This window comes from Leptolyngbya sp. NIES-2104 (assembly GCF_001485215.1).
GTDB lineage: Bacteria > Cyanobacteriota > Cyanobacteriia > Leptolyngbyales > Leptolyngbyaceae > Leptolyngbya.
On sequence record NZ_BBWW01000001.1, the window covers coordinates 3,043,797 to 3,067,205 of the forward strand.

Below are 23,409 nucleotides of genomic sequence, written 5' to 3' on the forward strand. Positions count from 1 at the left end.
TCATTAGGGAATACTGAAGCCGTGTTGACTCGTCACCAGTGAACTCAAGCTCGCGGTTTCAACCGCCTCGGTAACGTTTAGGAGAAGCAACATGGCAAAATGGTTTCGGCGATTGGCAGAAGTTCCTGGTGTTAAATATCAAGGTAGCCCTGGTATCAACCGATCGCGCTTGCCAGAACACAATGCCGCCCCCAAAATTAGCACGTATAATTTCGACGGTAAACGGCACGACTCCATGATGTGGGCAACTGCGGAAGGCAGCACTTCAGCTTCACCCGCACACCGCTGGCAAACTCATCCTCGACCCAATGAAACCAAAGGACAAACTGCTCTACGGCAACTGCACGAAACGCTGGAGCTTCCGGGTATATTAAGTGATTACCATTTTGCTATCCAGAATTGCCACCAAGCACTCTGGAAACAGCGCCGGAACAAACCGTGGGTGCTAGCTGAAATTGAGCGGCTGTGTTGGTTGGATATTCAACTGGTCGAGGCGCATCCCGCGATCGCTTCTCTCGAAAGAGAAGACACAACCCAATCCATTGCTATTCTGGCTTTTGGTCAGTTAATTCGACTGTATGAGCGCGAGGGCAATCTCTACGAAGCTCTTGCAGTCGCGCAGCGGGCAGAACGCTTTCAGCAAGGCAAGATCCATTTAGAAAATCTCCAGCCCCGAATTGCCCAATTGGAATCAGAGGATGCAGTCTGAAGTGCCACTCTACCAATCGCTGACTTCGGATTCTTTCCTAGAGTACGCCTTTCTGCGATGGGTTTTGGCACCTGCTGTCAAAACCTCCATCCGAGAATGGGTTGTTCCACAACAGAGAATTACCGTTGCAGATCGCACCTACCGCGTAGATTACGCCATTCGTGGGCAAGATTTGAACATTGCGATCGAACTCGATGGTTTTGCTTTCCACGCCGATCGCAGCGCGTTTAGCTACGATCGACTGCGCCAGAATGATCTTCACACGGTGGGCTGGCTCGTCATTCGGTTTTCCTACGACTCAATTCGACTCGATACTGCCCGATGCGTCGCTCAACTCCAGGGCATTCTGTCCCGTGATCCCCTGCTAGCGACTTCCCTAATTGAAAATCCTGTGATTGAACGACCTGATATGGAACCAACGCCGCTGTTTAGCTTTTCCCCATCACCGACTGCAATTTGTCAAGTAACTGACTCGTATTTTGGCTCTGTTCGGAACAAGCTAAATCTCAAGACGCTGCGTGACTGCCAGAATCAAGCATTAGCTGCCTTAGGTAACTACTTCAGCACCGGAGAACGTCGAGCCGCCTGTGTAATGTCAGTCGGCGCAGGAAAAACTGCCCTTGGCGTTGCAACTTGTCTAGCGTTCGCTCAACGTCGAGCAATGGTGATCACTCCAGGCAGCGTCATTCGAGGCACATTTGATAAAGCTTTTGATCATCAATCAGTTGGCAATGTCCTGTACGGTTTACACGGTGGTCCACTGATTCCAGGTTGTAAGCCTCCCCAAGTTTTGACACTTGATCGGGAAGATGGTCCAATCCGATCCGTGCAGCGTGAGGATCTACTGAAAGCAGATGTCATCATCACGAATTTCCACTCTTTGGGCAGTGGTGATGACGAAGACGATTTGCTGTTTAAGCTAGAATCCGACGACATCGATTTTATTGTTGTCGATGAAGCGCATATCGCTGCTGCGGAATCTTATCAGCGGGCGTTCCAACACTTCCCGAAGGCTCGTTCTCTGCTGATGTCTGCTTGCTTTCAGCGGTTGGATGGTAGACCCATTGATGCCGATGTTGTGTATCGATACCGCCTGATTGACTCGATCGCAGATGGACACGCCAAAAATTTGCGGGTTCAGCGGTTTGCGCCTGATGTCGAGCAAACTACTTATGAAATGCTTTGGTCTGATGGCAGCCGCGAAGAAATTGTGGGTCGAGAGGCACTGCTGGAATTGGTCAAGGATGAACGTAAGCTAGCGCGAATTACGGCTAAATCTGATGCTTCAATTCGTCAACTGATGCGCGTTGTTCGTGCTGCGCTAGATGAGCAGGTTAGTCTCTTGTACCCCGTCAAACCGAGAGTCTTATTTTCAGCGTTAGGCGAACGTCATGCCGAGCAGATCGCTCGTGTTGCTAACGAATATGGGATTCCCTGCGATTATCTGCACCACTCGATGACTGAATCGCGCATTCGATCCATTCGAGACCGATTTGAACAGGACTCTGGCGATCTACAGGGCATTGTTCAACTGAAAATGCTAGGGCAAGGCTACGACTTCCCACCTATCACGATCGTCGTCCCCATGCGTCCCTATGGCAGCTTCAGCGAATTCTACCAGTTCGTCGGACGCGGCATTCGTGTCCTGCAACACCCAGCATTGCTTGGACGGGTTGAACCAGGGCAACAGTTCCTCGACATTATCTATCACGCCGAGTTCGGGCTAGATCACCATATCGAAACGATTTATCGGGAAAACGATATGGACCCGTTGACCGTTCATGAACTGCCTGCTGATTGGCGATCGTCCACTTCTGAAGCGGAATTTCCAGGAATCCGTGGGCGGAATGTCGCAGCTCGTCCTGAAGCATTTGTTTTATTTGAGCAAGGTGAAATCGATCGCCGGATCGTGCATGACGAAGAGCGAATTGAACAACGCAAGGCGGAACGGGAAGAAGAAGCCCTTGCCCAACGCTATGCTGCCTACGCCCAATCCACTCTACAGCCCGTTTCGTTTGAACAATTTAAGCAAATCGTGAGGTTGATGCATGAGTCCTAACCTTGAAACCTTTGGGCGTAGAGTGAATCAAATTGGGTCGATCGCTGAGCTATTAGCGATGGAAACCGAAGAAGCCAGAAGCGAATCATTTCGCCAACTAGACAGAATCGTTGGTGAAGTTCTTGTCAGAAGTCTGCGAGGAGAACGAATCGCGACGATTGTGCAAGATCACTTAAATGTCAATACAGTGCTGATTCAAGGTCTCAGCAATGAGCATCGCGGTTTCTTGACCACCACTTTTGGATTGGAACATCAACAGTCACGGGGAGCCTGGTTTTTGCCAGAGAGTGCCAACCTGCGGGTTGGGATGATGAGTTTACCGTGGGCATTCCGAGAACACGATCGCTTCGCGACCGGGATCGCGCTAGAAGAGCGTGGCAAAGTCTTGCTCAACAGTTCTGCGGATGCCATCTTCACTTGGGCAATCTTGGAACCTTTGTTTAATGCGCTATTTCTGCCTTTTGAGCTTCGCGGTAATCTTTCTGGAACCCTGACTCGTGAAGAGATGCTCCAGCGTTGGGACGCGATCGAAACCCTCTATCAGACGCTTGGCTTTCAAGTTGCAGATGAATTAGCAGTCATGCGCTGGAGTGGAGGATGGAATCAACTGCGGACAGCGGAACAACTCGAAGCAAAACAGCGATTGCTCAAAGCTTTGGCACGGCAAGCACAACCCCAAATGGCTACCTGCTATCGAGCCTTTCGGGTACGAGAATTAGTCAATGGCTATTATAAAAAAGCCAAGCGAGACGGACAGGTTAAGCGTAAACAAGCTTTAACTAAAGGTTTAGCACCGTCTCTAACTGGCTTCTTTGGCGGTGATTGGCTGGTATTTCTGACCTACTTGGGTGAAAAGCCGCATCCAGAAGAACAAATCATAACAGCGCTACCTGAAACTCGTCCGTTCGTTGGTGGCGCTAGCCGCGCCACTGAGGTTGCCGCCCTGCAAGGAATCGCAGCCGAAGAGATTGAGCGCATTGCCGCAGCTTATTGGCAGCAGTCAAGCGGACAATCCCCTGTAGAACAGCGCGTAGCTACGCTTGAACGATATTGGTCTGCCTTTGATGGCATTCATGCTCGCCAAGCCGTGGGAATGCAGCCGCTTTGGGGACTGGTTGAAGATTACCGATTCTTAAATTTCAACGAAACAGTGCAATCGCCCTATCAACCTCAACTTTACCAAGCTCTCCTTCCCAACGACTTGCTAAGTGAAATTGAGCGATTGTGGGGAACCGTGATGCTTGTTAAGTTTCCCGACAGAATTGTTAGCGAGTTATTTCCCCATGAGCTAATGGCGGAGACCTTTGGGGCTGCCCTCAAATTCTGGCACGGCTGCGCCTTGACTGCCTGGTTTCTCTGCGAAGGTCCATACTCTCGCACCGATATGGCAGGGCTAGCTCATTATTACCGACGCGAAATTGCTGCTTTGGAAGCCTGCCAAACTCCGATCGATCCAAAGATTTTCGATGAGTTGATGCAGGCAGAAGCTCAATTGGGACCAGCCGAACCCATTTATAACTCTCAAGAATCATCACCAATCGCAGCAGGCGGCTTGTCCCTTACGATTCGCACCAGCCTCGGCAGTCGCAGAACCGGATTTGAGAAGTTAAGGGACATCATCACTCGCCATCGTCAAACTTGGTCAGCACAATATCTCGATCGCTATTTTCGCGCCCGTTGGGAGTCTGAAATTACGGAAGCGGGGCGGATTTATCATTTGCTGCTCCACGAACGAGGCGGAAAATCGCCCACACTCAAACAGTTTGCAAAGTCATCCGCAGTTGCAACGAACCACTGGTTTGGAGGAGATGTTAGTGGTTTATACGGAGCCATTCGAGAAAAATCGCCGGTTCAATCGCAACGCCTTGCACGAATGCCAGCCGACAGAGTTCTTTTTGCTAGAGCTGTCTATGAAGGAATGCCGCCGCATTTGCCCAAATTAGTTTCTGAAGAAATTAGAAACCAGAATTATCAACTTTTGCGGCTCAAGGAGGAATTAGCAAACTTGAGCCTGCGGTACGTCCAGCTAGAGGAAGCGCTGGGTCGAACACCTGAGCCTGCGGAATTAGGACTTGAGAAGTTGCAGAATTACGGTCAGATCCTGGGTCAAGATTTAAATGCCGTTTGGAATACTTATGCAGGTGTTATTCAAAAGGCAAAGCACTAAAGTTGTCCAAGTTTTGTGGAAAGACGGGTGAGTCAGATTAACGTATGTTTACTTTTAGGAGTACCTATGAAACTGAAGGTGGCGACCTGGAAACTGAAGCGGTAAGCGTTCTTTGATGACAGCAGAGTTTAATGTGCAAGAAATAACTGAAAGAGACCCTTATCCTGATATCGAGGTTCAAACTCGACGTGCTTATATCTTTGCAAGAAAGGTGTGAAACAATGCACTGTCCGACATTATCATTACTGTCACTCTACAGGGTATGGACCTTCTGCAAACTTGCGGCTGTGGTATCCTTTTGACCCAATGACACGTGCTAAAGAACTGCGTGGGTCGGCTCCCGATTTCAATCTGTCAAGCATCGATCGAAAATCATACTTTGGCTGCCAGCCAAGTTCGTTTCTTGCCTTTTCATTGACATAGACTCTTTCAATGCCAGGAAACATTTTCCAGCCGCGACGCGAGTACTCTTCTTCATAATCAGGAAATTTCCGCTGCACAACCTGTGGGGCATTGGCTCGCAATTCCCATAAATCATCCGGGGTAAAAGGGGTGGTCGCACTGATGATGTAGCGACCAAAGCCGATCGCTGGAGCCTTTTCAAGGGCAAGAAGATGGGCACTCACCACGTCTTCGAGATCCACTCTGCGATAGAGCAATTCGTTTGCCTTGATGTTGCTATCCGAGTAAGCCTGTCGCGTTTCTGGATGATCGTCTTCCTCCGGGAAAAACCGCGAGGTTCGTAGAACGAGGCAAGGAAGACGCTGATTTTGGTAAAACAGTTGGCACAGGTCTTCTGCCGCAGTTTTAGTCACGCCATAGATGTTTTTGGAAATGGGCGTGACCTCCTCAGTGATCCAAGCCGCAGGCGCGTGGGCAGGCGGTGTGAGCGCACTTCCGAAGGTGCTGGTTGTACTGGTGAAGATAAAAGCCTGTGCCTGAGCTGCCACCGCTTCCTCCAGCAGATTGAGCGTTCCTGTAATATTGGTGTCTACAAAGCTTTGGCGACTATGGGTAGAGACATGAGGTTTGTGCAGCGTTGCTGTATGAAGAACGGCATCCACCCCTTTCAGACATTGTTTGACCCGATCGCGATCGCAGATAGAACCAACGGTATGGGTGAAGTCTGTTTTGATCAGATCCATGCCGATGACATCGTGGTGTGTGTTTTGTAAGGTACGAACTAACGCTTCACCCAGATGCCCTGCACTGCCTGTCACCAAGATCTTCATACCCATACCGATTCTTATCGTAGATTCACTCCCCCAGCATCTTAATATGCAGTGTCTTTTCGTCCACTTCTTGCTGGCTTGCCGCTATTGCTTTCGCTGATAAGTTGCGGTCATGAAGTGCTGCCACTGCCCGTCATCCCTTAACACATGCGAGGTCATAACTCGATGATCGTCGCTCTTGAATTCGATCGCATCTTTGTACTTTGCCAGTTTTCCATCACCCGTCATTGCGGGTCCGTCGGAATATAGCGTGAGCGTTGTTTCAGCGGCATTCAGTTCGCCTTCGTATCGCCAGAGAAAAGTCATCATTGACCCAATCCAGGTGCCCACATACCGCTGTTGCTGGGGGTCATAGCCGATCGTCATTAGCGTGGTTGCAGGATCGCCCCCCGGCATCTCGCCCTGCCCCTCCGCCAGTACCCAAAGTCCACCAAGCGAGCGGACAGTCTCAGTTCCCGTCCATTTTTCGGGTGGTTGATCGGCTCCCATCGTCGCCTCGGTTTCATACGTCCACTCGCCAATCAGTTTTTGCAGCCACTGATGTTCTTTTTGGGGTTCAGAATGCATTGTTGATTGTTGTTCTGCTTGTGTTGTTTCCATTGCTTTTGCTCCTGTTGATCAATCATTGTGAGCTGCGATCGTCGCCGATACTAGCTAGTGCTGCTGCAATTCGCATTGGGGCTTTGGGTCGTTCATACATTCGTTCCAGATAAGCGACCAACGTGGGGAAAGGGTCGAGCAGTTGAGTTTCGTTTGCCCAATCCAACGTGTAAGCCAGGATAAAATCCGCCACTGTGACTTGCTCACCCACCACAAACTGCCGATTCAGCAGGTGGTTTTCCAGCACGATCGCCATGTTCGTGAAGTCTTGCCGAGCCAGCGGAATCTCATCCGGTAATCTCAATGCCTCTGGATACAAAGCGGTGTGGCGTGCGATTCGCCATAGCGGTTGTTCTAGCTCGGTGACCGTAAAGAAAAGCCAGCGATAAAGCTGCGACCGCAATAGGTCTGTGGGGATGAAGTGACGGTCTGGATACTTTTCGGCAAGATAGAGCGCGATCGCGACCGATTCAGTGATGGTATGCTCTCCATCGACTAACACTGGGAGCTTGCCCGCAGGATTGAGTTCCAGGAAAGCGGCTGTGCGGTGTTCCCCTGTGGGTAGACGAATGGAGACGGCTTCAAAGTCCACGCCTAGTTCTTGAAGCACCCAGCGAACCCGAATCGATCGAGTCGGCGTAAATTCATAGAATTTCATTCGGGTTGGTTCCATGTCTGCAAGTTCCCAAGCGGTAACAGGTCAAGCACCTTTTTCACAGTTCACCATCCACGGTGTACCAAATTGATCGACTAACATCCCGAATCGAAATGCCCAGAAAGATTGCTCAAAAGGCATCTTGACGATTCCGTTTTCTGCTAAAGCGTGAAAAATCCGTTCTGCCTCAGCGGGTTCGTCAATGCTGATCTGCACATAAAAGCCTTGAGGGGGTTCAAAATAGCCAGGTGGGCTGTCAGATCCCATCAAGAGGCGACTCCCCAAATCGAGGCAAACATGCATGATTTTGTCCTGCCATTCCGTAGGGATGTGTTCTGCTGAGGGGGCTTCTTTGTGCGTCATCAGCGTGACAATTTTGCCACCAAAACATTGCTCGTAAAACTTGAACGCTGCCTCACAGTTGCCGTTGAACATCAGGTAAGGATTGAGTTGCATTGGGTTCTCCTTTGTAATGAATGAATTGTTCGATGAGCCGATCGTTTGCGCGTCAGCTACTTTTGCTGTTGCGTCTCAATCTGGGTGCGAATGCGGTCTTCCTGCTCTCTCAATTCGGGGGTCAGTGCCTCACCGAAATCCTCTGCCTCGAATACAGGGCGGATCTCAATCTCGGATTCTCCGGGCATTGGGTTGGGGCAGCGTTTCACCCAGGAAATGGCTTCTTCGATCGAGTCCACCTGCCACAGCCAGTACCCGGCAACTAGCTCCTGCGTTTGAGCAAATGGTCCTTGGGTGACGGTGCGATCGGTTCCTGAAAAGCGAACTCGCGCTCCTTTTGAGCTAGGATGAAGCCCCTCAGCCGCGAGCAAGATCCCTGCCTTGGCTAATGCTTCGTTGTACTGCCCCATTTCGGTTAAGAGCTGTTCGCTCGGCAAGACTCCAGCTTCAGAGTCTGGGGTGGCTTTGACGATGACCATCACTTTCATTGTGAAATCTCCGGTTGAGTCGTTTTGAGTTGAATTGCTAGGGGTTTGGTGCGCTTACCGCTAACGAGCAGCGACCCGCTTGAGTTGATCAATCTCGATCTTCTTCATTTGCAGCATGGCAGTTGTGACGCTTTGGGAGACTGCCGCATCGGGGTGATTGAGCAACTCGATCAGAATGTGAGGAATAATTTGCCATGAGACTCCATATTGGTCTTTGAGCCAGCCGCATTGCTGGGCGGTTTCATCGCCACCCGCAGACAGTTTTTGCCAGTAATCGTCCACTTCCTCCTGGGTTTCGCAAAAGACTTGGAAGGAAATTGCCTCGTTAAATTTGAAGGTCGGACCTCCATTCAGGGCTGTGAACGGCTGACCATCCAGTTCAAAGCTCACGGTCATGACAGTTCCGGCTGGTTTTCCGTGAATTTCCTGTCCCGCTTCTCCGTATCGACTGATGTGGAGGATTTTGGAATTGCGAAAAATCGACGTATAAAACTGAGCGGCTGCTTCGGCTTGATCATCAAACCATAAACAGGGCGTGATGTTGGAATGGGTTTGCATGAGGGTTCTCCTTTTCAAGCGGTTGAGGACAGTCATGATTGTGCGGGTAGTCCCGCAACTTCAATCACCGGACGGATTTCAACGGTGCCGACTTTTGCTGCTGGAATTTGGGTGGCGATCGCGATCGCGTCATCGAGATTCCGAGCATCAATCAGAAAGAAACCGCCCAATTGTTCACGGGTTTCGGCAAACGGTCCATCCGTGACGAGCGATTTACCCTCCCGCATCCGGACGCTGGTTGCGGTTGCCACGGGATGGAGTGGGGCGGTGGCGAGATACTGTCCCTTCGAGTGAAGCTGCTGAGCGAGTTGGGCGGAGTCTGCATAGCATTGCGCTCGCTCGGTGTCGCTCAGGGCAGTTTCTTCCAGGTAAATCAACAGCACATATTTCATTCGGTTGCCTCCTTTGTGAGTGAGTCGAATGAGGCTGGCTCAAATCGACACTTTGCCAAAAAATTTGATCATTGAGTACGATCGCACTTAACCTCCTTGGGTTCCTTTCATGAGTTAGTCGAACGGCGATCGCCCAAATCGACACCCTGCCAAACTTTTTGTGTTAAGTATGATTACAAACACCAAAGCTGATGTAGACCAAGCAATCGCCTCAGTTTATCGGTCTGACTGGGGGCGGATTATCGCCGTCCTGATTCGATTATTGGGGGATTTCGATATCGCTGAAGAGGCAGCACAAGAGGCTTTTGCGGCGGCGGTAAAGCAATGGCAAGCGACAGGTATTCCCGATCTTCCGCGTGCCTGGATGATTCGCACCGCACGATATAAAGCGATCGATCGCCTGCGACGCAAAATCCGGATGACTGAAAAACTCGAATGGTACGCCGCATCCGGGTTAATTCCAGCCAGCGAGGAGCCAACGTATGACAATGATGAAATTCCAGACGATCGCCTCAGGCTAATCTTTACCTGCTGTCACCCGGCACTGGCGATCGAAACTCAAGTGGCTCTGACGCTGCGAATGCTCGGCGGACTCGAAACCGATGAAATTGCTCGCGCCTTTCTCGTACCCACTGCAACAATGGCACAGCGGCTGGTGCGTGCCAAACGCAAGATTCGGGATGCGGGCATTCCCTACAAAGTACCAGACACAACCGATCTTCCTGATCGGATCGACGCAGTGCTAGCGGTGATTTATCTGATTTTTAACGAGGGTTACGCGGCGACTCGTGGCGAGGCACTGATCCGAGCCGATCTTTGTGCGGAAGCGATCCGGCTCGGTCGCTTGGTGAGGACGTTGATGTCACCACAACTGCCTTCAGAAGCCACTGCGCTCTTGGCACTGATGTTGCTGCACGACGCGCGACGCGATGCCCGTTTGGATGAAGCAGGCGATTTAGTGCTGCTCGAAGATCAGGATCGCCGCCGTTGGCATCAGGCACAAATTGCTGAGGCGCTGCCGCTGGTTGAGGAGGCGCTGCGGACTGGGACAGGGTTGTTTGCATTGCAAGCCGCGATCGCTGCTCTGCATTGCCAAGCTGCACGAGCTGAAGACACCGACTGGGCACAAATTGTTCAGCTTTATGCGGTGATGGAACGCTTATATCCGTCCCCGATCGTGTCTTTGAATCGGGCGGTCGCAATCTCGATGGCAAACAGTCCTGAAGCCGCAATTGTTCTTATCGATCGACTTGCTCCTGAACTCGATAGTTATCATCTGCTCCACGCCACTCGTGCTGACTTACTGCGGCGGATCGGCGCATTTCAGGAAGCAACTCAGAGCTACAGACGGGCACTAGAACGAGTCACAAATGACAGTGAGCGTCGATTTCTAGAGCGTCGGTTGAGCGAAGTTCAGCCTTAACATTCGAGATGTCTCATTTCTTTAACGATGGTGAACTTGCAACTTAACAAAAGGCAAAAGTAACCAAGTTGATTTAGTCCAAATGTATTGCTATGATGCGATCGCTTTGCAGCTTTCTAACACGATTGGGACTCACCGACAGCAAGATTTACAACAATGGATTGATGCTGCTGAACTATCGATTGAAACATTGAGAAGAAATGGAGAACTCGCGATCAATGCGAATTACCGCTTCAGCAATCTCGCTCAACGTTGATGATGTCACCGCATCCGCTACATTCATCAAGCAACATTTTGGCTTCAAGGAAGAGATGTCAGCCGAGGGTTTTGTATCCCTCTCTCGACCCGATGCAGGATTTATTTTTCAATGAACAGCATCCGCAATCAGAATCCTATGTGCAAATTGTCCATGAGAACGCTGGAATCGGGCTATCATATTCGCTTTGCTTGTGCTGAAGAACTACCCCTGCTGTCTCACATCGAACGGTCAGCCGCTCGGCTATTTTTGGATACGCCCTACGCCTTTTTGGTGAATGCCGCTCCACTGCCACTCGACTTTGTGCAGCAACAATTTCAAGCAGGACAGGTCTGGGTTGCTGTGGATCGGCATGAGGTCATAGTTGGATATGCGATCACGTGTGAAGTGGATAACACACTCTACCTGCAACAAATCGATGTTGCTCCCGAATACGGTCGTAAAGGGATTGGCTCTACCTTGGTCGGTACGATTTGTACTTGGGCAAAACAGCAGGGCTATCGAATCGTATCGTTATCCACCTTTCGAGATATTCCCTGGAATGCTCCTTTCTATTCAAAACTGGGGTTTCATCCTGTTGATGAAGCTGAACTGTCCCTTGGTTTTCAGCAGATTAGGCGCAAAGAGTTGGAAGCTGGATTGCCAACAGTCGATCGAGTCATTATGAATTGTGTGCTTCAGCAGTCCTTAGAATTATCCTAAACATAGTTATAAAGGAGGTTTAGACATGAAACCCCGCATTACAGTCATCACCCTCGGAGTTGACGATCTAGAGCGATCGCTCCGCTTTTATCGGGATGGTTTAGGCTTAAAGACCGAGGGCATCATTGGCACTGAATTCGAGCATGGTGCTGTCGTATTTTTTGACCTAGCTACAGGACTTAAACTGGCTCTCTATCCTCGTCAGAGCTTGGCTCATGATGCGAAACTTCCCCTTGGGCAACCCAGTGCTACTGAACTATCGATCGGGCACAATGTCACATCCAAGCAGGAGGTCGATGATGTAATAGCACAAGCTCATAATTGTGGTGCAACGATTGTTAAACCTGCTCAAGACACCTTCTGGGGTGGTTATGGTGGATATTTTCTAGATCCCGATCAACATCTTTGGGAAATCGTATGGAACCCCCAGTGGTCGGTGGCAATTGAAACATAAGTGCAAATATGGGAGCGACGTAGAATGACCCAAGCGAGTTTCAACCGAGTATGGATACTCATACAGCCAGCGCTCCACCACGGGATTATATGAATCCTGATTTATCCAAGTTGACCAAGTTTCCATCCCCTGAGTGAATGAAAATTTGCAAAGTGACCCCAGATGATTTTCAAGAGTGGCTCAGTTTAGCACTGGAGTTATGGTCGGATTACTCTTCTGCCGAAATGGAAGTGAGTCTCACTGATATTTTGCATTCCGATCGAGAACAAGGCGTTTTGGTTCGGGACGATCGTGGATGTGCGATCGCGTTTATGAATCTATCACTCCGCTCTGATTATGTTCCGGACGCAACTAAAAGCCCTGTCGCCTATGTAGAAGGACTCTATGTCAAAGCTGAATACCGCAATCAAGAAGTCGGTAGAACACTCATTCAGTATGCAGAGCAGTGGGCACGTGAACAGGGATGTATCGAACTGGCTTTGGATGCACTTCTAGATAATCCTGCAAGTCATGAATTCTATGCAAAAGTTGGATTTCGAGAAGTAGAGCGAGTTGTATTTTTCATTAAGTCAGTTGTTGCTGGCGACCATGTTCCCAAAGAAAATTAATTTGTTGAAACGCCATTTTGTACTAGAAGATGTTGAAATTAGCAGGAACGTAGCTTGGGAGGTATCAGTGTTAACCATTCAACAGATTGTGCTGGAGGACATTGCATCAATGGAAGCTCTATTAGCAACCTTCGGTGAAGCATTTAATGAGGTGGAAACCTATAGCGGGAATCGTCCTAGTGCAGACTATCTGCGGCAACTGCTCAAAAACGACTGTGTCGCGTCAATTACTTTTGAGCTTCGCGTCAATTAGAATAAATGCTCAAATCCATGCCAATGCTCAGCGGTGGCTTCGCCTAGCCGCAGGCAAGGCATCTCAGTATAGTTGTCGCGAACCCGGTTTGTAATTGACGAAGAAAAACCGCACAATTAATCCAAGGTAGCCAACTCAAGGTATATGAAGGCGCGGCACATGGTCTGTTCATCACTCACAAAGAGTAATTCAACCGGGATTTGCCAGCATTCATTCAGGGATAACTTATCAGCATCAATTGGGTTGTCTTTAAACAAATGATTTTTAACAGGAGATAGCGGACTACCCATTTCTGAGCGACTGATGATGCAGTGCGAGGTGCTGCAACCTAACAAGTAAAACCGTAAACATGAGGAGTAAAAACGATGACCCACTCGATTCGATGTCATTGTGGCAAACTCAAGGGCACAGTTCACCAAAATCAAGCGGTCAATCGATGCGTGTGCTACTGTGCAGATTGCCAAGCCTTCGCCCGTTTTCTAAAACGAGAGCATGAAATCCTGGATGACATAGGAGGAACCAGCATCATTCAGACAATCCCTGCCAACATCACATTTACCGAAGGCATTGAGAATCTGACCTGTATGCGTCTTACCGCGAATGGATTGCTGCGATGGTATACAACCTGTTGTCATATGCCGATCGGAAATACGCCTCCAACCCTCAACCCATCTGTTGTTGGTTTAGTTCATAACTGTTTAGATTCAGATCAAACGTCATTAGATAACGCCTTTGGTCCTATTCGGATGTACGTACATACCCAATCTGCAATCGGGGAAGAGAAGCCAAAATCAGCAGGAGTTTTATCTGGCATCTTGCGCGTACTTGGCATGGCACTGAGAGCGCGTCTGGATGGCAGGTATAAACAAACTCCATTCTTTGTCGTGAAATCTGGGACTCCGATTGTTATTCCAAAGGTACTCAGCGATGACGAATTGAAGAGCATCAAGAATGCTGTATAGCAATCTGCTTGCACGTCGATCGTATTCAGTTGGTTAAGAACAAAAGGTTACTAGCGACGGGTGATTGGAAACGTCATACAGTTCAAATATTAAGCTTGATGACATGAAGATTGTAACCCTTTGTTAGGACTTGTGCAGGATCATACACTTCAGGAAAACTCATGTTTGACCACGTCAAATTCGGCGTCAGCGACTATGCCGCGAGCAAAGCGTTTTTCCTCAAGGCACTTGAACCGCTCGGTGTCGCTGTTGTCTCGGAGGGACCGCCGACGTATGGTGTCGAGCTTAGCCCACCAGCGGGTCAGGCTTCATTATGCCTGTACCAAACCGAGGAGAAGCCAGCGCATCTTCACTTGGCGTTTACTGCCGAGAATCGCCAGCAAGTCGAAGCGTTCTACCGCGCGGCACTGGCCGCAGGCGGCGAAGACAACGGTGCGCCGGGTCTGCGCCCGCACTACCACACGAACTATTATGCCGCTTTCGTCATTGGTCCGGACGGGCACAACATCGAAGTGGTTTGCCACGAATCCAACGCCTAACAAGCCCGTTGCACACCGACCGAGTTAGGTTAGTTGGTGAATCCGAAAGGTTACTAGCGGCGGGTGAACGGGGTCGTTATCCAGCACGACGACCCACAACGATGGGGTGATGCAGGATTCCATCCAACCGTTGAACCTCTGTAAAGCCAACTTCTCGAAAAAGAGCCATCAGCCGATCGACTGTAACTGCATAGTAGCGGGACAAACCAGCCGTAACACGAGCAGGAATCCCTTCTCTCACCTCGCGCACAAAGTACATCGCCACGTCGTAGACATCGTCATGCCAATCCCGCGTTTGAAACACAAAATAACGATCGCTGCCGTCATCGTGGAATCCGAATTTCCACATTTGTGGGGACGATCGATCTTCATCTGCCCGATAATCACGCAGATTTACGATCGCCACGCCTTCTTGCCTCAAGCACCTGTAGAACCCCTGAAGCGCAACTCGGATCTCATCTTCGTCAGGGAGATGGGGCAAGGAGTTGCCAGCGCTTAAGACGACATCAAATCCAGAACCATGAATTTCGGCACAGTGCCGCATATCTGCCACTTTGAACGTCACGTCAAGTCCGCGTGTTGCTGCTTCTTTGCGCGCCCGATTAACCGCTGCTGCTGATAAATCAGATGCCGTTACCTGATGTCCGAGGGCTGCGAGTCCCAGGGTTTGCGTTCCGATGCCGCAGGAAACATCAAGAATAGATAGGGGTGCTGAACCAACGAGATTGCTGACAACCCCGTTCAATGCTTCCCCCTGCTGTTTGATGGCTTCGTTCCAATTTGGGTAAACCAGGTGATAAAGATTGGCAATTTCGTCGTACATACCAAAATTGACTCCGATTAAACTAAGAACCGTAACACTCTGTTTCTGAGGATTTTATGTAAACGCTGTGTATTCCAGGTCAATCAATATCTCTTTGATCGTGCGTTTCGCGAGTGTGACCAATCCAGGGTTTGTCTCAGCATAGTACGGAACAATCAGCACGGCTTGGTGGAGCGCATAGCCCCGCGCTCGATTCCAGGCATCGTCGTCTACGTCGAGTGCAGCACGAAACACCGATCGCCCAATTGGATTGAATACACTCCAGGCAGCAATAACATCAGCAGCCGGATCACCAACACCGATGCCGCCAAAGTCGATAACTGCCCGCAGCCGTCCGCCTTCTACAAGCAGATTCGATCGCAGCAAGTCCGTGTGTATCCAGACAGGTCTTCCGTCCCAGGGTGGTGTTTTAAGGGCACTCCTCCACGCGAGTGCAACTGCATTGTCAATTACGCCTTGCGATGCCTCGAACGCCGCGCAGGTGACTGCATCGAGTTCGCGCAGTGGTCTACGTCCAGTTCGCGGTGCGTCGCGGGAATCAATGCGGCGAAGTTCGATGAGGAATTGCGCCAAATCAGCAGCAGCCTGACGTTCATCCTGAATCAGATCATCCCGATATGAATGCCCCTCAATCCAACGGTAAATTGCCCAAGGAAAGGGATACTCACTCGTCGGCTGACCCTTTGCAACTGGCTCAGGAATCCGCAGCGATAGATGGGGAGCAAGCTTCGGCAGCCAGTTCCACTCTTTCTCGATATCTCGCGCCCATGACTCCAGGAGCGGGAATCGCACACAGAAGTGGTCGCCGAGCCGATAAATCGTGTTTACCGTTCCTGTGGACTGGATTGGATGAACTGGCAATTTGGCGAACTGAAGGAACTGTGCAGCTACCAATTGTTTGACGAGGAACTCATCAATATCGACCTCCCCCTCATGCATCTTCATAGGCTTAAGCCATTAATTGGAATGCCACTGATAATAACACGTTGTATTATGTTTGTAGTATAATTCAGCAATTCTAACTTGACATTGATTGACTCGTTTCCAGGCAGCCAAGGCAATGTGCTGGATTTTTAGCATCAACTGGAGTGGATATGGAAGTGCAGATTGAACCTTATGGTGCTCAACACCTCGATGCTGTCATTCAGCTTTCGCTGCGAGCCTGGACTCCAGTGTTTGAGTCGATTCAGAACACGATGGACGCTGAAGTGTACCGAGCATTTTATCCCGCTGGTTGGCGGATAAGCCAGCAAAAGGCAGTCGAAGCGGTTTGTACTGCGGAGGATACTCATGTGTGGGTTGCAATTGACGCAGAATCTCCGGTAGGCTTTATCGCCGTTAAACTCCACTCAGAGGACAACATGGGTGAAATCTATATGGTTGCAGTCGATCCAGACGTTCAAGGTCAAGGCATTGGCAGTGTTCTGATCGAATTCGCGCTCTCCTGGATGAAAGAATCTGGAATGTCGGTTGCAATGGTCGAAACCGGAGGCGATCCCGGTCATGCTTCCGCCCGTCGTACCTATGAAAAAGCAGGCTTTGGGCTGTTACCGATCGCACGATATTTCAAGAAGCTTTAGCTGCCGATCACGCTCAATTTCGATCGATTAGCAAATTTTTGAATTTGTTAGCTTGAAGAGAAAGATCTGCATAGGTGACTCGTTCGGCATGATGAATCCGCTGCTTATCACCAAACTGTATCTTCCATCGCCACGCTCACACACTGCATTGATGGGACAGTCGCCCCTAGTGCAGCGAAAACGTTTGATGGAAAAATTAAATCAGGGGCTAACCCGCAAACTGATCTTAGTTTCGGCGACGGCTGGCTTTGGGAAGACTACGGTGCTAGGTGAATGGGCGCATCAACTCAAACTCCCCGTCAGTTGGCTTTCTCTTGATGAGCGAGACAATGATCCGATTCGCTTCTGGATGTATGTGGTGGCTGCCTTACAGCAACGTCATCAAAATCTTGGCGAAGCGACGCTAGCGATGCTGCGTTCGCCGGAACCGATCGCTGCTGAGGTGTTTTTGATACCGCTGATCAATGAACTCGCGCAGCTTCAAACCGACTTCGTTCTGGTTTTAGATGACTATCATCTCATTACTACTCCTGCAATTCATGACGCACTGAGTTTTCTGCTGGAGCATTTGCCGCTTCAGATCCATCTGGCGATCGCGACTCGGATTGATCCACCACTCCCGATCGCCAAACTACGAGTTCGAGCACAGCTCACGGAACTCCACGCCAACGACTTGCGCTTTACTGATGAAGAAGCAACCGCATTTCTGCATCAGTCCCTCGATCAGCCACTAACCGAGGCACAAATCACAACGCTACAAACCCAAACGGAGGGCTGGATTGCAGGATTACAGCTCGCGATGCTGTCGCTGCGGGAAGCGGCATCCGTAACCTTGATAGAGTCGTTTAGCGGTAGCCAGCGCGAGGTGCTGGATTATCTAGTGGAGGAAGTTTTAGCACAGCAATCCCAGTCCGTGCAGAAGTTTCTGCTGCGGACTTCGATTCTAGACCAGATGAGTCATTCGCTTTGTGCAGCCGTGATTGGAGATGCTGTAGCTGATAAAGGCGAGCCGCTCGAACAACTGGAGCGTCAAAATTTATTTGTCGTTCCCTTAGATCCCAATCGCACGTGGTATCGCTATCATCACTTGTTTGCAGAGGCATTGCGTCACATTTTGCAGCGAACAGAACCCGATCGCATCTGGCTCTACCACGATCGCGCAGCTCAATGGTATCAGCAGCAGGGGTATATCGCAGAAGCAATTCAACATGCCATTGCAGCCCGATCGTTTGAATATGCAGCCCGTTTAATCGAGCAGGAAATTCAGACCCGTGAAAATCCTCGTTTAGATGCAGTGGTTGTCCGTCAGGCTCTCGCAGCATTACCCACAGCACTTATCTCCGCTCATCCTTGGTTGCTGGTTGCCAAAGCATGGGTTGGATTTACCTCCTCGCAATTTGCAGAGGGAATTACGGCGATTCAACGCCTGGAACAGTGCGTCAACCAGAACCCTCCTGAGATTGAGCAGGTAGATCGGCTTCGGGGAATCGTAATCGCCTTGAAAGGAACACACGCTCGTCAGCAAGGCAACACGGTAGATGCGATCGCTTGTATGGAAAAAGCCTTGCAATTGTTGCCACAAGATCAGTCCTGGCTGCGATCGCTGATTCTGCTCAATCTCGGAGTCACCTATTTTGTTGCAGACAATTACAAAGCGGCAAAGCAGCTACTGCTAGAAGTCAGTCGGATTGGCAAGGCACAGGGCATGGCTGATCCGGCGATTGCTGGACTCTACTTACAGGCACAGTTTCTTGCCTTGCGAGGTCGGATTGACGAAGCCGTTTCGCTTTGTCAGCAAGGGTTAGAGTTAGCGATCGAACGACACTGGCTGGCAACTTACGCAGGCGTATTGGTTCAAGTCGCGCTCGCTGATTTGTTGCGAGAGCAAAACCAGTTAGAAACGGCTGCTGAACATTTGACTCAAAGTATTGATCGCGCCCTGCAAAACCGCCAGCCTGGATTGATGATGGGTTACATTACCCTGGCACGAGTGCGTCAGGCGCAGGGAGACTTCCCATCCGCTTGGACTGCCATTCATGCGGCTGAACGCTGTCAACCCTGGCTCTGGTCTACGATTCTTTCAGTCGAAGCGTGCAAAGTCAGATTACAGCTAGCAGAAGGAAATGTGGATGCAGCAATGGCTTGGGCAAACAGTAGCGGTTTGAGCAGCGAAGGTGAACTGCATTACAGCCCGACTCAACAATCTCCTCAAGGTTCTGAACTCGATTATTTCACCTTTGCCAGAGTGTTACTCGCTTATGGACGGCAGCATTCATCACCCGCTCATCTGCAAGCTGCAATGAGATTGCTGACTCGATTGCAGCAATTTACTCATGCAGGTGGACGAACCATTCGGGTTATGGAAACATTGCTTTTACAGGCGTTGGTTTTACAGGCTCAAGGCGATCAAACGCGATCGTTTAATTCCCTCAATCAAGCCCTGAACGTTCCTCGTCAGGGAAACTACGTTCGTTTATTTTTGGATGAAGGGAAACCGATGGCAGAGTTACTGCAAATGGCTGTTTCTCAGGATATTCATGCTGATGCAGCCAGACGTTTGTTAACGATGTTTAACTCAGTTGAAAAGAAAAAATCAACCATCATTCAACCATTCGTTGAACCATTAAGCGCACGTGAACTCGAAGTACTTCGTTATCTAGCAACTGGGATGCCCAATCAAGCGATCGCTGACCAATTGTTTGTCAGCCTTGCCGCCGTCAAATGGCACGCTCGCAATATTTACAGCAAGCTGGAGGTCAACAATCGAACTCAGGCAGTCGCAAAAGCCAGGGAATTAGGAATTTTGTCATAACTATCACAACCTATCCTTTCGGCTAGTGAAGCTCTAAAGAGAACGCGCCACACTGAATCAATCGGGTTTCGTCTAGAGCAGACAAAGCTCCGAGGCTAAGCAATTCTCTCAGGGCTTGCATAGATTCTTGAGGTGCCAAAGGCGAGAGGCTCTCAAAAGGGAGTTGATAAGGTCATGGACAGGAAACAGAAGTTGATGATGGCGATCCGGTCTCAGTTTATGCAACCGCGTGGGTTCGCGGGTTGGCTCGTCGGGTGGGTGATGGCACTGCGATCGTCGAACCGTGGGCGCAACCTGTGGGCAGTCGGACTCCTAGAAGTGGAGCCAACCGATCGCGTCCTTGAGATTGGCTTCGGACCGGGGATCGCGATCCGAGAGCTGAGCCGCCGCACGACACAAGGTCTTGTGTGTGGCATCGATTACTCGGAAGTCATGGTTCGGCAGGCAACCAAGCGCAACACAGATGCCGTACACGCGGGTCGTGTGGATTTGCGTTGCGGTTCGGTCGAACATCTTCCGGCGTTCGAGGAGCCGTTCGACAAGGTCTTGGTTGTAAACAATATGGGCATGTGGGGCGAGCCAGTCGAGCGGCTGAAAGAGATCCATAGCCTCATGCGACCCGGAGGACGGATCGCGATCGTCTCCCAACCACGATGCCCTGGTGCTACAACAGAGACAACAGTGGCTGCGGGACACGAGATTGTGGCATGTCTCACAGCGGCAGGCTTCACATGCATCCGGTCGGACACGCTTGCACTTAAGCCTCCCGTTGTCTGCGTGATCGGTGAGGCTATCCCTCATTTCAAAACTATCCTTTCAACTATCCCTTGAGTCAGGGATAAAACCGAATTTGAGAGCGACGTTGAAGAGACAGTTGCACATCAATGAGGTTTCACAATGGAATGGACGATCGGATGGTGGCAGGTTTCCGTTCAACGAGTTTATCCTACAGCAATGCAGCTATCCCAAACCTATAATCGTGCTGCTTCTGGATGGCATCAACAGCTTCGTCTACTGGGGTATCGCGATGCGTATCGGAAGCTGTGGCAGTCGCTCAAAACCGCCAATGTTCTGCCTGCCTGGAAAGACAACGCAACGATTTGTGATTATGGGATCGGGACAGCAGCGTTCAGTCTAGCATTTGCTCAAACCGTGAATTCTACAGTCCAGATTACTGGAGTCGATCTATCTTCTGAAATGCTGAATCAAGCCCATCAACAACTCAGCCACGCAAAGATTCCGCATCAACTTTGTCAAAGCGATGTGAACACTTTGCCGCTTGCAGATCAGGCTTTTGATGGCGGCATGAGTGCTCATATGCTAGAACATTTGCCCGACCCAGCCCAAGGGTTACGGGAAATGGTTAGAGTCCTTCATCTGGGCGCACCATTGGTTCTGGTTGTCACTCGATCAGGATTACCTGGAAGGCTAATTCAGTGGCATTGGGGAAACCGATGTTTTCGCTCGGAAGACCTATCAGCACTCATGCAAAAAGCAGGATTATTTCACATTCAGTTTTTCTCGTTTCCGGTTGGGCTGGCTCGCTTGACTAGCATCGCTTGTATCGGCTTTAGGAGGACATGATGTTTCTGAAAATTTGGCGCTTCATCACTCTCATTCTCGTCGCTTTGTTCATGGGCTTAGAATTTGCCCATACCTTAGAACTACCCGCCAAGATGCAGTACGATCGAACACTTTATATCACGATTCAAAATAGTCTATATCGATATTTTGGCGCACCCGGCCCCGGTGCATTTATTACCGTGGGTGCAGTTCTTTGCGCGATCGCCCTCACCGTTCTAGTCCGAAAACGCCGACCTGCTTTCTGGTGGACATTGGCAGGAACGCTTTGTTTAGCGATCGCGTTTCCTGCAATCTATTTTCTACGGATTGAGCCTGTTAATGTTGTGATAGAACAGGCAACTGCGGTAGTGTCAGCGGATTGGGTACGTTTGAGAAATCAGTGGGAATATGCCCACGCCATGAATTTTATTTTTAGTCTGGTGAGCTTCAGCGCATTTGTAATATCCATAGTGGTAGATGCGCCTCAGCTTGAAAAAGACAGGAGTTGATCTTGTAGAATTCGGTTTTGTTCAATGACTTCATAGGTTCACCACAGGATGCTCAAAAGAATTGACCACATTTACCTCTCGGTCTCCAATTTCTCTCAATCTGAGACCTTCTACGACTTGATCATGCGCGAACTCGGACAATACAAGGACAAACGGTAGTGGATGTTCATCAAGTTGTGCGCGACGTGAAGGGAAGCATGACTGTGGAGCAAATGGTGCAGCATGTGTATGGGATCGAGGATGGTCTAATCAAGCGAATGGAAATCGAGCCAATTGACCCGTAGAGAGATGAATGAGAAACTGATTAAACGCATCTTAAAGCAGGCACAAATTCCCGAACTGTTAGAAGTCCTCGCCCAACGATTAAGTCAGTCGGATTTACAGTCTCTGTTGCTGGAAGTCTACCGAGCCAGAGCGCAATCCCTCACACCGCAATCCCTACTTCAGCAGTATGAACAAAATCGCCTGGTGCAACCTGCCGCTGTTAGCCCGATACAACTGCTGGAATTTGATCAGTTGGCTTACTCGGTATTGCCGCCCTCATTTGACCCCTTAGAATTGTCTCCGGTTTGTCCGTTCGGCACGACCTCGAGCGTAACTCCCCTCGATCAGAACCAGAGTGTAACGACGATTCGCAACAGTGAGGTTTGTTCAGATTCTACAAACGTGCTGGCATTAGAATGTGCGCGACGGCGACGAGACAAAGCACACCGCGCAACAGAGATAAAGCTTTGTGCCAGTCATCGCTTATTGCGTCCCCAAGCTCCTAACAAGCCAGGAACATTTCCCCATTTCCGGATCTTTAGTTTAGTGACGGCAGGACGCGATCGTGGTTCTTACCGGTTTGAAGTAGCAGCACTGGCTGAACAATTAGAATTCTATCTACAGTTGTTGCAAACTACTCAGCAAAATGGATTTCGGCTCGGAATCATCCGAGTTCATCTGACAGTGTTTGATGAAATCCAGCGTGAGATCCTCAAAGCTGAAGTCATAGATAAACTTTTCCAAACATATGATGCAGTCGAGTTTGGTCACACCTGCGTCCAACAGCAAGAGCAGCGTTATTACACTGGATTAAGATTTGGAATTTACGCTCAAGATCAAGCTGGAACCGAGTATTTCTTAGCTGATGGTGGCTTCACCGATTGGACACAGCAATTGTTGAGCGATCGTAAGGAGCGTTTGCTGATTAGTGGAATTGGCAGTGAACGATTTATCACTTGCTTTGGAGAATTTTCATGATTGAAGTGAGGCGTATCCAATCGCATCAGGGTGAACTACTCAGAGAACTCAGACTGCGAGCATTGCAGGATTCACCGGATGCCTTTTTGGAGAACTATGACACTGCCAGCCAGCAGCCAATCGAACATTGGCAGGAGCGTGCCCAGAAACATGCCGCAAATCCCCAAGCCGTCAATTTCTTCGGGTTCTTCGAGGGTGAGCTTGCGGGAATGGTTGGAGCTTATATCATTGATGATGAACCGGATGTTGTAAATCTTTGCGCGATGTGGGTTGCACCTGCGGCAAGACATCAAGGACTGGGAAAAGCCTTAGTGAGCTTAGGGGGTGACAACGCAGCTGAACCGTAGAGAAGATGCCGGATAGCAGT

28 protein-coding genes are annotated in these 23,409 nt (G+C 49.9%); 19 read left to right on the forward strand and 9 right to left on the reverse strand.

Features of this window, described 5'->3' with window-relative positions:
• The first annotated feature begins 91 nt into the window (after window positions 1-91).
• From NIES2104_RS14220 to NIES2104_RS14230, 3 genes are read left to right on the forward strand one after another with little or no spacing between them, the layout of a single operon-like run.
• Window positions 92-709: a hypothetical protein gene (locus NIES2104_RS14220; RefSeq protein WP_058998823.1), complete on the forward strand. Its 618-nt coding sequence runs from the start codon at window positions 92-94 to the stop codon at window positions 707-709.
• On the forward strand, window positions 699-2,768 hold the full coding sequence (locus NIES2104_RS14225; RefSeq protein WP_058998824.1) for a DEAD/DEAH box helicase family protein: 2,070 nt from the start codon (window positions 699-701) through the stop codon (window positions 2,766-2,768). The genes NIES2104_RS14220 and NIES2104_RS14225 overlap by 11 nt, the downstream gene beginning before the upstream one ends.
• Window positions 2,758-4,935, forward strand: a complete 2,178-nt coding sequence (locus tag NIES2104_RS14230; RefSeq protein ID WP_058998825.1) for a hypothetical protein — start codon at window positions 2,758-2,760, stop codon at window positions 4,933-4,935. Before NIES2104_RS14225 ends, NIES2104_RS14230 begins: the two co-directional genes overlap by 11 nt.
• A gap of 248 nt (window positions 4,936-5,183) precedes the next feature.
• Here the strand turns inward: NIES2104_RS14230 and NIES2104_RS14235 are convergent, their stop codons facing one another.
• The 7 genes from NIES2104_RS14235 to NIES2104_RS14265 form a co-directional block, all read right to left on the reverse strand.
• On the reverse strand, window positions 5,184-6,173 hold the full coding sequence (locus tag NIES2104_RS14235) for an NAD(P)-dependent oxidoreductase (RefSeq protein ID WP_202815063.1): 990 nt from the start codon (window positions 6,171-6,173) through the stop codon (window positions 5,184-5,186).
• Window positions 6,174-6,251: 78 nt separating this feature from the next.
• Window positions 6,252-6,767: a DUF1579 domain-containing protein gene (locus NIES2104_RS14240; RefSeq protein ID WP_058998827.1), complete on the reverse strand. Its 516-nt coding sequence runs from the start codon at window positions 6,765-6,767 to the stop codon at window positions 6,252-6,254.
• Between the two features lie 22 nt (window positions 6,768-6,789).
• Window positions 6,790-7,440 (reverse strand): glutathione S-transferase family protein, encoded by a 651-nt coding sequence (locus NIES2104_RS14245; protein ID WP_202815064.1) that lies wholly within the window; start codon window positions 7,438-7,440, stop codon window positions 6,790-6,792.
• 27 nt (window positions 7,441-7,467) lie between these two features.
• Window positions 7,468-7,878 carry a VOC family protein gene (locus NIES2104_RS14250; protein ID WP_058998828.1) on the reverse strand — a complete coding sequence of 137 codons (411 nt, stop codon included), beginning with the start codon at window positions 7,876-7,878 and terminating at the stop codon, window positions 7,468-7,470.
• A gap of 56 nt (window positions 7,879-7,934) precedes the next feature.
• The gene (locus NIES2104_RS14255; protein ID WP_058998829.1) at window positions 7,935-8,366 is read right to left on the reverse strand and encodes a YciI family protein; all 432 of its coding nucleotides are present in this window, start codon (window positions 8,364-8,366) and stop codon (window positions 7,935-7,937) included.
• A gap of 60 nt (window positions 8,367-8,426) precedes the next feature.
• Window positions 8,427-8,924, reverse strand: coding sequence for a VOC family protein (locus NIES2104_RS14260; RefSeq protein WP_058998830.1), 498 nt, complete (start codon window positions 8,922-8,924; stop codon window positions 8,427-8,429).
• A gap of 32 nt (window positions 8,925-8,956) precedes the next feature.
• Window positions 8,957-9,316, reverse strand: coding sequence for a YciI family protein (locus tag NIES2104_RS14265; RefSeq protein ID WP_058998831.1), 360 nt, complete (start codon window positions 9,314-9,316; stop codon window positions 8,957-8,959).
• Between the two features lie 169 nt (window positions 9,317-9,485).
• Between NIES2104_RS14265 and NIES2104_RS14270 the strand changes: the two genes are divergently transcribed.
• From NIES2104_RS14270 to NIES2104_RS14300, 8 genes are all read left to right on the forward strand, one after another.
• Window positions 9,486-10,739 carry an RNA polymerase sigma factor gene (locus NIES2104_RS14270; RefSeq protein ID WP_058998832.1) on the forward strand — a complete coding sequence of 418 codons (1,254 nt, stop codon included), beginning with the start codon at window positions 9,486-9,488 and terminating at the stop codon, window positions 10,737-10,739.
• A gap of 82 nt (window positions 10,740-10,821) precedes the next feature.
• Window positions 10,822-10,995 (forward strand): hypothetical protein, encoded by a 174-nt coding sequence (locus NIES2104_RS32390; RefSeq protein ID WP_192843586.1) that lies wholly within the window; start codon window positions 10,822-10,824, stop codon window positions 10,993-10,995.
• Between the two features lie 153 nt (window positions 10,996-11,148).
• The gene (locus NIES2104_RS14275) at window positions 11,149-11,697 is read left to right on the forward strand and encodes a GNAT family N-acetyltransferase (protein ID WP_058998833.1); all 549 of its coding nucleotides are present in this window, start codon (window positions 11,149-11,151) and stop codon (window positions 11,695-11,697) included.
• 25 nt (window positions 11,698-11,722) lie between these two features.
• Complete coding sequence (locus tag NIES2104_RS14280; RefSeq protein WP_058998834.1) at window positions 11,723-12,151, forward strand: VOC family protein; 429 nt, start codon at window positions 11,723-11,725, stop codon at window positions 12,149-12,151.
• A 152-nt stretch (window positions 12,152-12,303) separates the two neighbouring features.
• Entirely contained in the window at window positions 12,304-12,759 is a 456-nt protein-coding gene (gene aac(6') / locus NIES2104_RS14285; RefSeq protein ID WP_263970958.1) for an aminoglycoside 6'-N-acetyltransferase, read from the forward strand.
• Between the two features lie 67 nt (window positions 12,760-12,826).
• Window positions 12,827-13,012, forward strand: a complete 186-nt coding sequence (locus tag NIES2104_RS32395) for a hypothetical protein (protein WP_058998836.1) — start codon at window positions 12,827-12,829, stop codon at window positions 13,010-13,012.
• Window positions 13,013-13,377: 365 nt separating this feature from the next.
• Entirely contained in the window at window positions 13,378-13,974 is a 597-nt protein-coding gene (locus NIES2104_RS14295; protein ID WP_058998837.1) for a DUF6151 family protein, read from the forward strand.
• 161 nt (window positions 13,975-14,135) lie between these two features.
• Entirely contained in the window at window positions 14,136-14,513 is a 378-nt protein-coding gene (locus NIES2104_RS14300; RefSeq protein WP_058998838.1) for a VOC family protein, read from the forward strand.
• A 76-nt stretch (window positions 14,514-14,589) separates the two neighbouring features.
• Here NIES2104_RS14300 and NIES2104_RS14305 read toward each other — a convergent pair whose 3' ends face one another.
• Window positions 14,590-15,336 carry a class I SAM-dependent methyltransferase gene (locus NIES2104_RS14305; RefSeq protein WP_058998839.1) on the reverse strand — a complete coding sequence of 249 codons (747 nt, stop codon included), beginning with the start codon at window positions 15,334-15,336 and terminating at the stop codon, window positions 14,590-14,592.
• Window positions 15,337-15,390: 54 nt separating this feature from the next.
• Window positions 15,391-16,281, reverse strand: coding sequence for an aminoglycoside phosphotransferase family protein (locus tag NIES2104_RS14310; protein ID WP_058998840.1), 891 nt, complete (start codon window positions 16,279-16,281; stop codon window positions 15,391-15,393).
• 149 nt (window positions 16,282-16,430) lie between these two features.
• Here NIES2104_RS14310 and NIES2104_RS14315 point away from each other — a divergent pair, with 149 nt between their 5' ends.
• The 8 genes from NIES2104_RS14315 (at window position 16,431) to NIES2104_RS14345 (ending at window position 23,389) form a co-directional block, all read left to right on the forward strand.
• The gene (locus NIES2104_RS14315) at window positions 16,431-16,916 is read left to right on the forward strand and encodes a GNAT family N-acetyltransferase (RefSeq protein ID WP_058998841.1); all 486 of its coding nucleotides are present in this window, start codon (window positions 16,431-16,433) and stop codon (window positions 16,914-16,916) included.
• Between the two features lie 88 nt (window positions 16,917-17,004).
• Entirely contained in the window at window positions 17,005-19,728 is a 2,724-nt protein-coding gene (locus NIES2104_RS31295; RefSeq protein ID WP_082689991.1) for a LuxR C-terminal-related transcriptional regulator, read from the forward strand.
• Between the two features lie 261 nt (window positions 19,729-19,989).
• Complete coding sequence (locus tag NIES2104_RS33810) at window positions 19,990-20,559, forward strand: class I SAM-dependent methyltransferase (RefSeq protein WP_225895311.1); 570 nt, start codon at window positions 19,990-19,992, stop codon at window positions 20,557-20,559.
• A 66-nt stretch (window positions 20,560-20,625) separates the two neighbouring features.
• On the forward strand, window positions 20,626-21,312 hold the full coding sequence (locus NIES2104_RS14330) for a class I SAM-dependent methyltransferase (protein ID WP_058998842.1): 687 nt from the start codon (window positions 20,626-20,628) through the stop codon (window positions 21,310-21,312).
• The gene (locus tag NIES2104_RS14335) at window positions 21,309-21,800 is read left to right on the forward strand and encodes a DUF1772 domain-containing protein (RefSeq protein WP_202815066.1); all 492 of its coding nucleotides are present in this window, start codon (window positions 21,309-21,311) and stop codon (window positions 21,798-21,800) included. The genes NIES2104_RS14330 and NIES2104_RS14335 overlap by 4 nt, the downstream gene beginning before the upstream one ends.
• 158 nt (window positions 21,801-21,958) lie before the next feature.
• The gene (locus tag NIES2104_RS33440) at window positions 21,959-22,084 is read left to right on the forward strand and encodes a hypothetical protein (protein WP_263970960.1); all 126 of its coding nucleotides are present in this window, start codon (window positions 21,959-21,961) and stop codon (window positions 22,082-22,084) included.
• A 4-nt stretch (window positions 22,085-22,088) separates the two neighbouring features.
• A complete protein-coding gene (locus NIES2104_RS14340; protein ID WP_058998843.1) occupies window positions 22,089-23,042 on the forward strand; it encodes a hypothetical protein in 954 nt (317 codons plus the stop codon).
• Window positions 23,039-23,389, forward strand: coding sequence for a GNAT family N-acetyltransferase (locus NIES2104_RS14345; RefSeq protein ID WP_058998844.1), 351 nt, complete (start codon window positions 23,039-23,041; stop codon window positions 23,387-23,389). The genes NIES2104_RS14340 and NIES2104_RS14345 overlap by 4 nt, the downstream gene beginning before the upstream one ends.
• Window positions 23,390-23,409: the final 20 nt, after the last annotated feature.

What these genes read in the sequence shown, in the direction of transcription:
- NIES2104_RS14265 (WP_058998831.1), bottom strand. Translation starts at nt 9,316, where the DNA reads ATGAAATATGTGCTGTTGATTTACCTGGAAGAAACTGCCCTGAGCGAC.
- NIES2104_RS14230 (WP_058998825.1), top strand. Translation starts at nt 2,758, where the DNA reads ATGAGTCCTAACCTTGAAACCTTTGGGCGTAGAGTGAATCAAATTGGG.
- NIES2104_RS14255 (WP_058998829.1), bottom strand. Translation starts at nt 8,366, where the DNA reads ATGAAAGTGATGGTCATCGTCAAAGCCACCCCAGACTCTGAAGCTGGA.
- NIES2104_RS14340 (WP_058998843.1), top strand. Translation starts at nt 22,089, where the DNA reads ATGAATGAGAAACTGATTAAACGCATCTTAAAGCAGGCACAAATTCCC.
- NIES2104_RS14275 (WP_058998833.1), top strand. Translation starts at nt 11,149, where the DNA reads ATGAGAACGCTGGAATCGGGCTATCATATTCGCTTTGCTTGTGCTGAA.
- NIES2104_RS14315 (WP_058998841.1), top strand. Translation starts at nt 16,431, where the DNA reads ATGGAAGTGCAGATTGAACCTTATGGTGCTCAACACCTCGATGCTGTC.
- NIES2104_RS14335 (WP_202815066.1), top strand. Translation starts at nt 21,309, where the DNA reads ATGATGTTTCTGAAAATTTGGCGCTTCATCACTCTCATTCTCGTCGCT.
- NIES2104_RS33810 (WP_225895311.1), top strand. Translation starts at nt 19,990, where the DNA reads ATGGCACTGCGATCGTCGAACCGTGGGCGCAACCTGTGGGCAGTCGGA.
- NIES2104_RS14240 (WP_058998827.1), bottom strand. Translation starts at nt 6,767, where the DNA reads ATGGAAACAACACAAGCAGAACAACAATCAACAATGCATTCTGAACCC.
- NIES2104_RS14300 (WP_058998838.1), top strand. Translation starts at nt 14,136, where the DNA reads ATGTTTGACCACGTCAAATTCGGCGTCAGCGACTATGCCGCGAGCAAA.
- NIES2104_RS14220 (WP_058998823.1), top strand. Translation starts at nt 92, where the DNA reads ATGGCAAAATGGTTTCGGCGATTGGCAGAAGTTCCTGGTGTTAAATAT.
- NIES2104_RS14305 (WP_058998839.1), bottom strand. Translation starts at nt 15,336, where the DNA reads ATGTACGACGAAATTGCCAATCTTTATCACCTGGTTTACCCAAATTGG.
- NIES2104_RS14330 (WP_058998842.1), top strand. Translation starts at nt 20,626, where the DNA reads ATGGAATGGACGATCGGATGGTGGCAGGTTTCCGTTCAACGAGTTTAT.
- NIES2104_RS14245 (WP_202815064.1), bottom strand. Translation starts at nt 7,440, where the DNA reads ATGGAACCAACCCGAATGAAATTCTATGAATTTACGCCGACTCGATCG.
- NIES2104_RS14295 (WP_058998837.1), top strand. Translation starts at nt 13,378, where the DNA reads ATGACCCACTCGATTCGATGTCATTGTGGCAAACTCAAGGGCACAGTT.
- NIES2104_RS14225 (WP_058998824.1), top strand. Translation starts at nt 699, where the DNA reads ATGCAGTCTGAAGTGCCACTCTACCAATCGCTGACTTCGGATTCTTTC.
- NIES2104_RS14280 (WP_058998834.1), top strand. Translation starts at nt 11,723, where the DNA reads ATGAAACCCCGCATTACAGTCATCACCCTCGGAGTTGACGATCTAGAG.
- NIES2104_RS14310 (WP_058998840.1), bottom strand. Translation starts at nt 16,281, where the DNA reads ATGAAGATGCATGAGGGGGAGGTCGATATTGATGAGTTCCTCGTCAAA.
- NIES2104_RS32390 (WP_192843586.1), top strand. Translation starts at nt 10,822, where the DNA reads ATGTATTGCTATGATGCGATCGCTTTGCAGCTTTCTAACACGATTGGG.
- NIES2104_RS14250 (WP_058998828.1), bottom strand. Translation starts at nt 7,878, where the DNA reads ATGCAACTCAATCCTTACCTGATGTTCAACGGCAACTGTGAGGCAGCG.
- NIES2104_RS14345 (WP_058998844.1), top strand. Translation starts at nt 23,039, where the DNA reads ATGATTGAAGTGAGGCGTATCCAATCGCATCAGGGTGAACTACTCAGA.
- NIES2104_RS31295 (WP_082689991.1), top strand. Translation starts at nt 17,005, where the DNA reads ATGATGAATCCGCTGCTTATCACCAAACTGTATCTTCCATCGCCACGC.
- NIES2104_RS14260 (WP_058998830.1), bottom strand. Translation starts at nt 8,924, where the DNA reads ATGCAAACCCATTCCAACATCACGCCCTGTTTATGGTTTGATGATCAA.
- NIES2104_RS14235 (WP_202815063.1), bottom strand. Translation starts at nt 6,173, where the DNA reads ATGGGTATGAAGATCTTGGTGACAGGCAGTGCAGGGCATCTGGGTGAA.
- NIES2104_RS14270 (WP_058998832.1), top strand. Translation starts at nt 9,486, where the DNA reads ATGATTACAAACACCAAAGCTGATGTAGACCAAGCAATCGCCTCAGTT.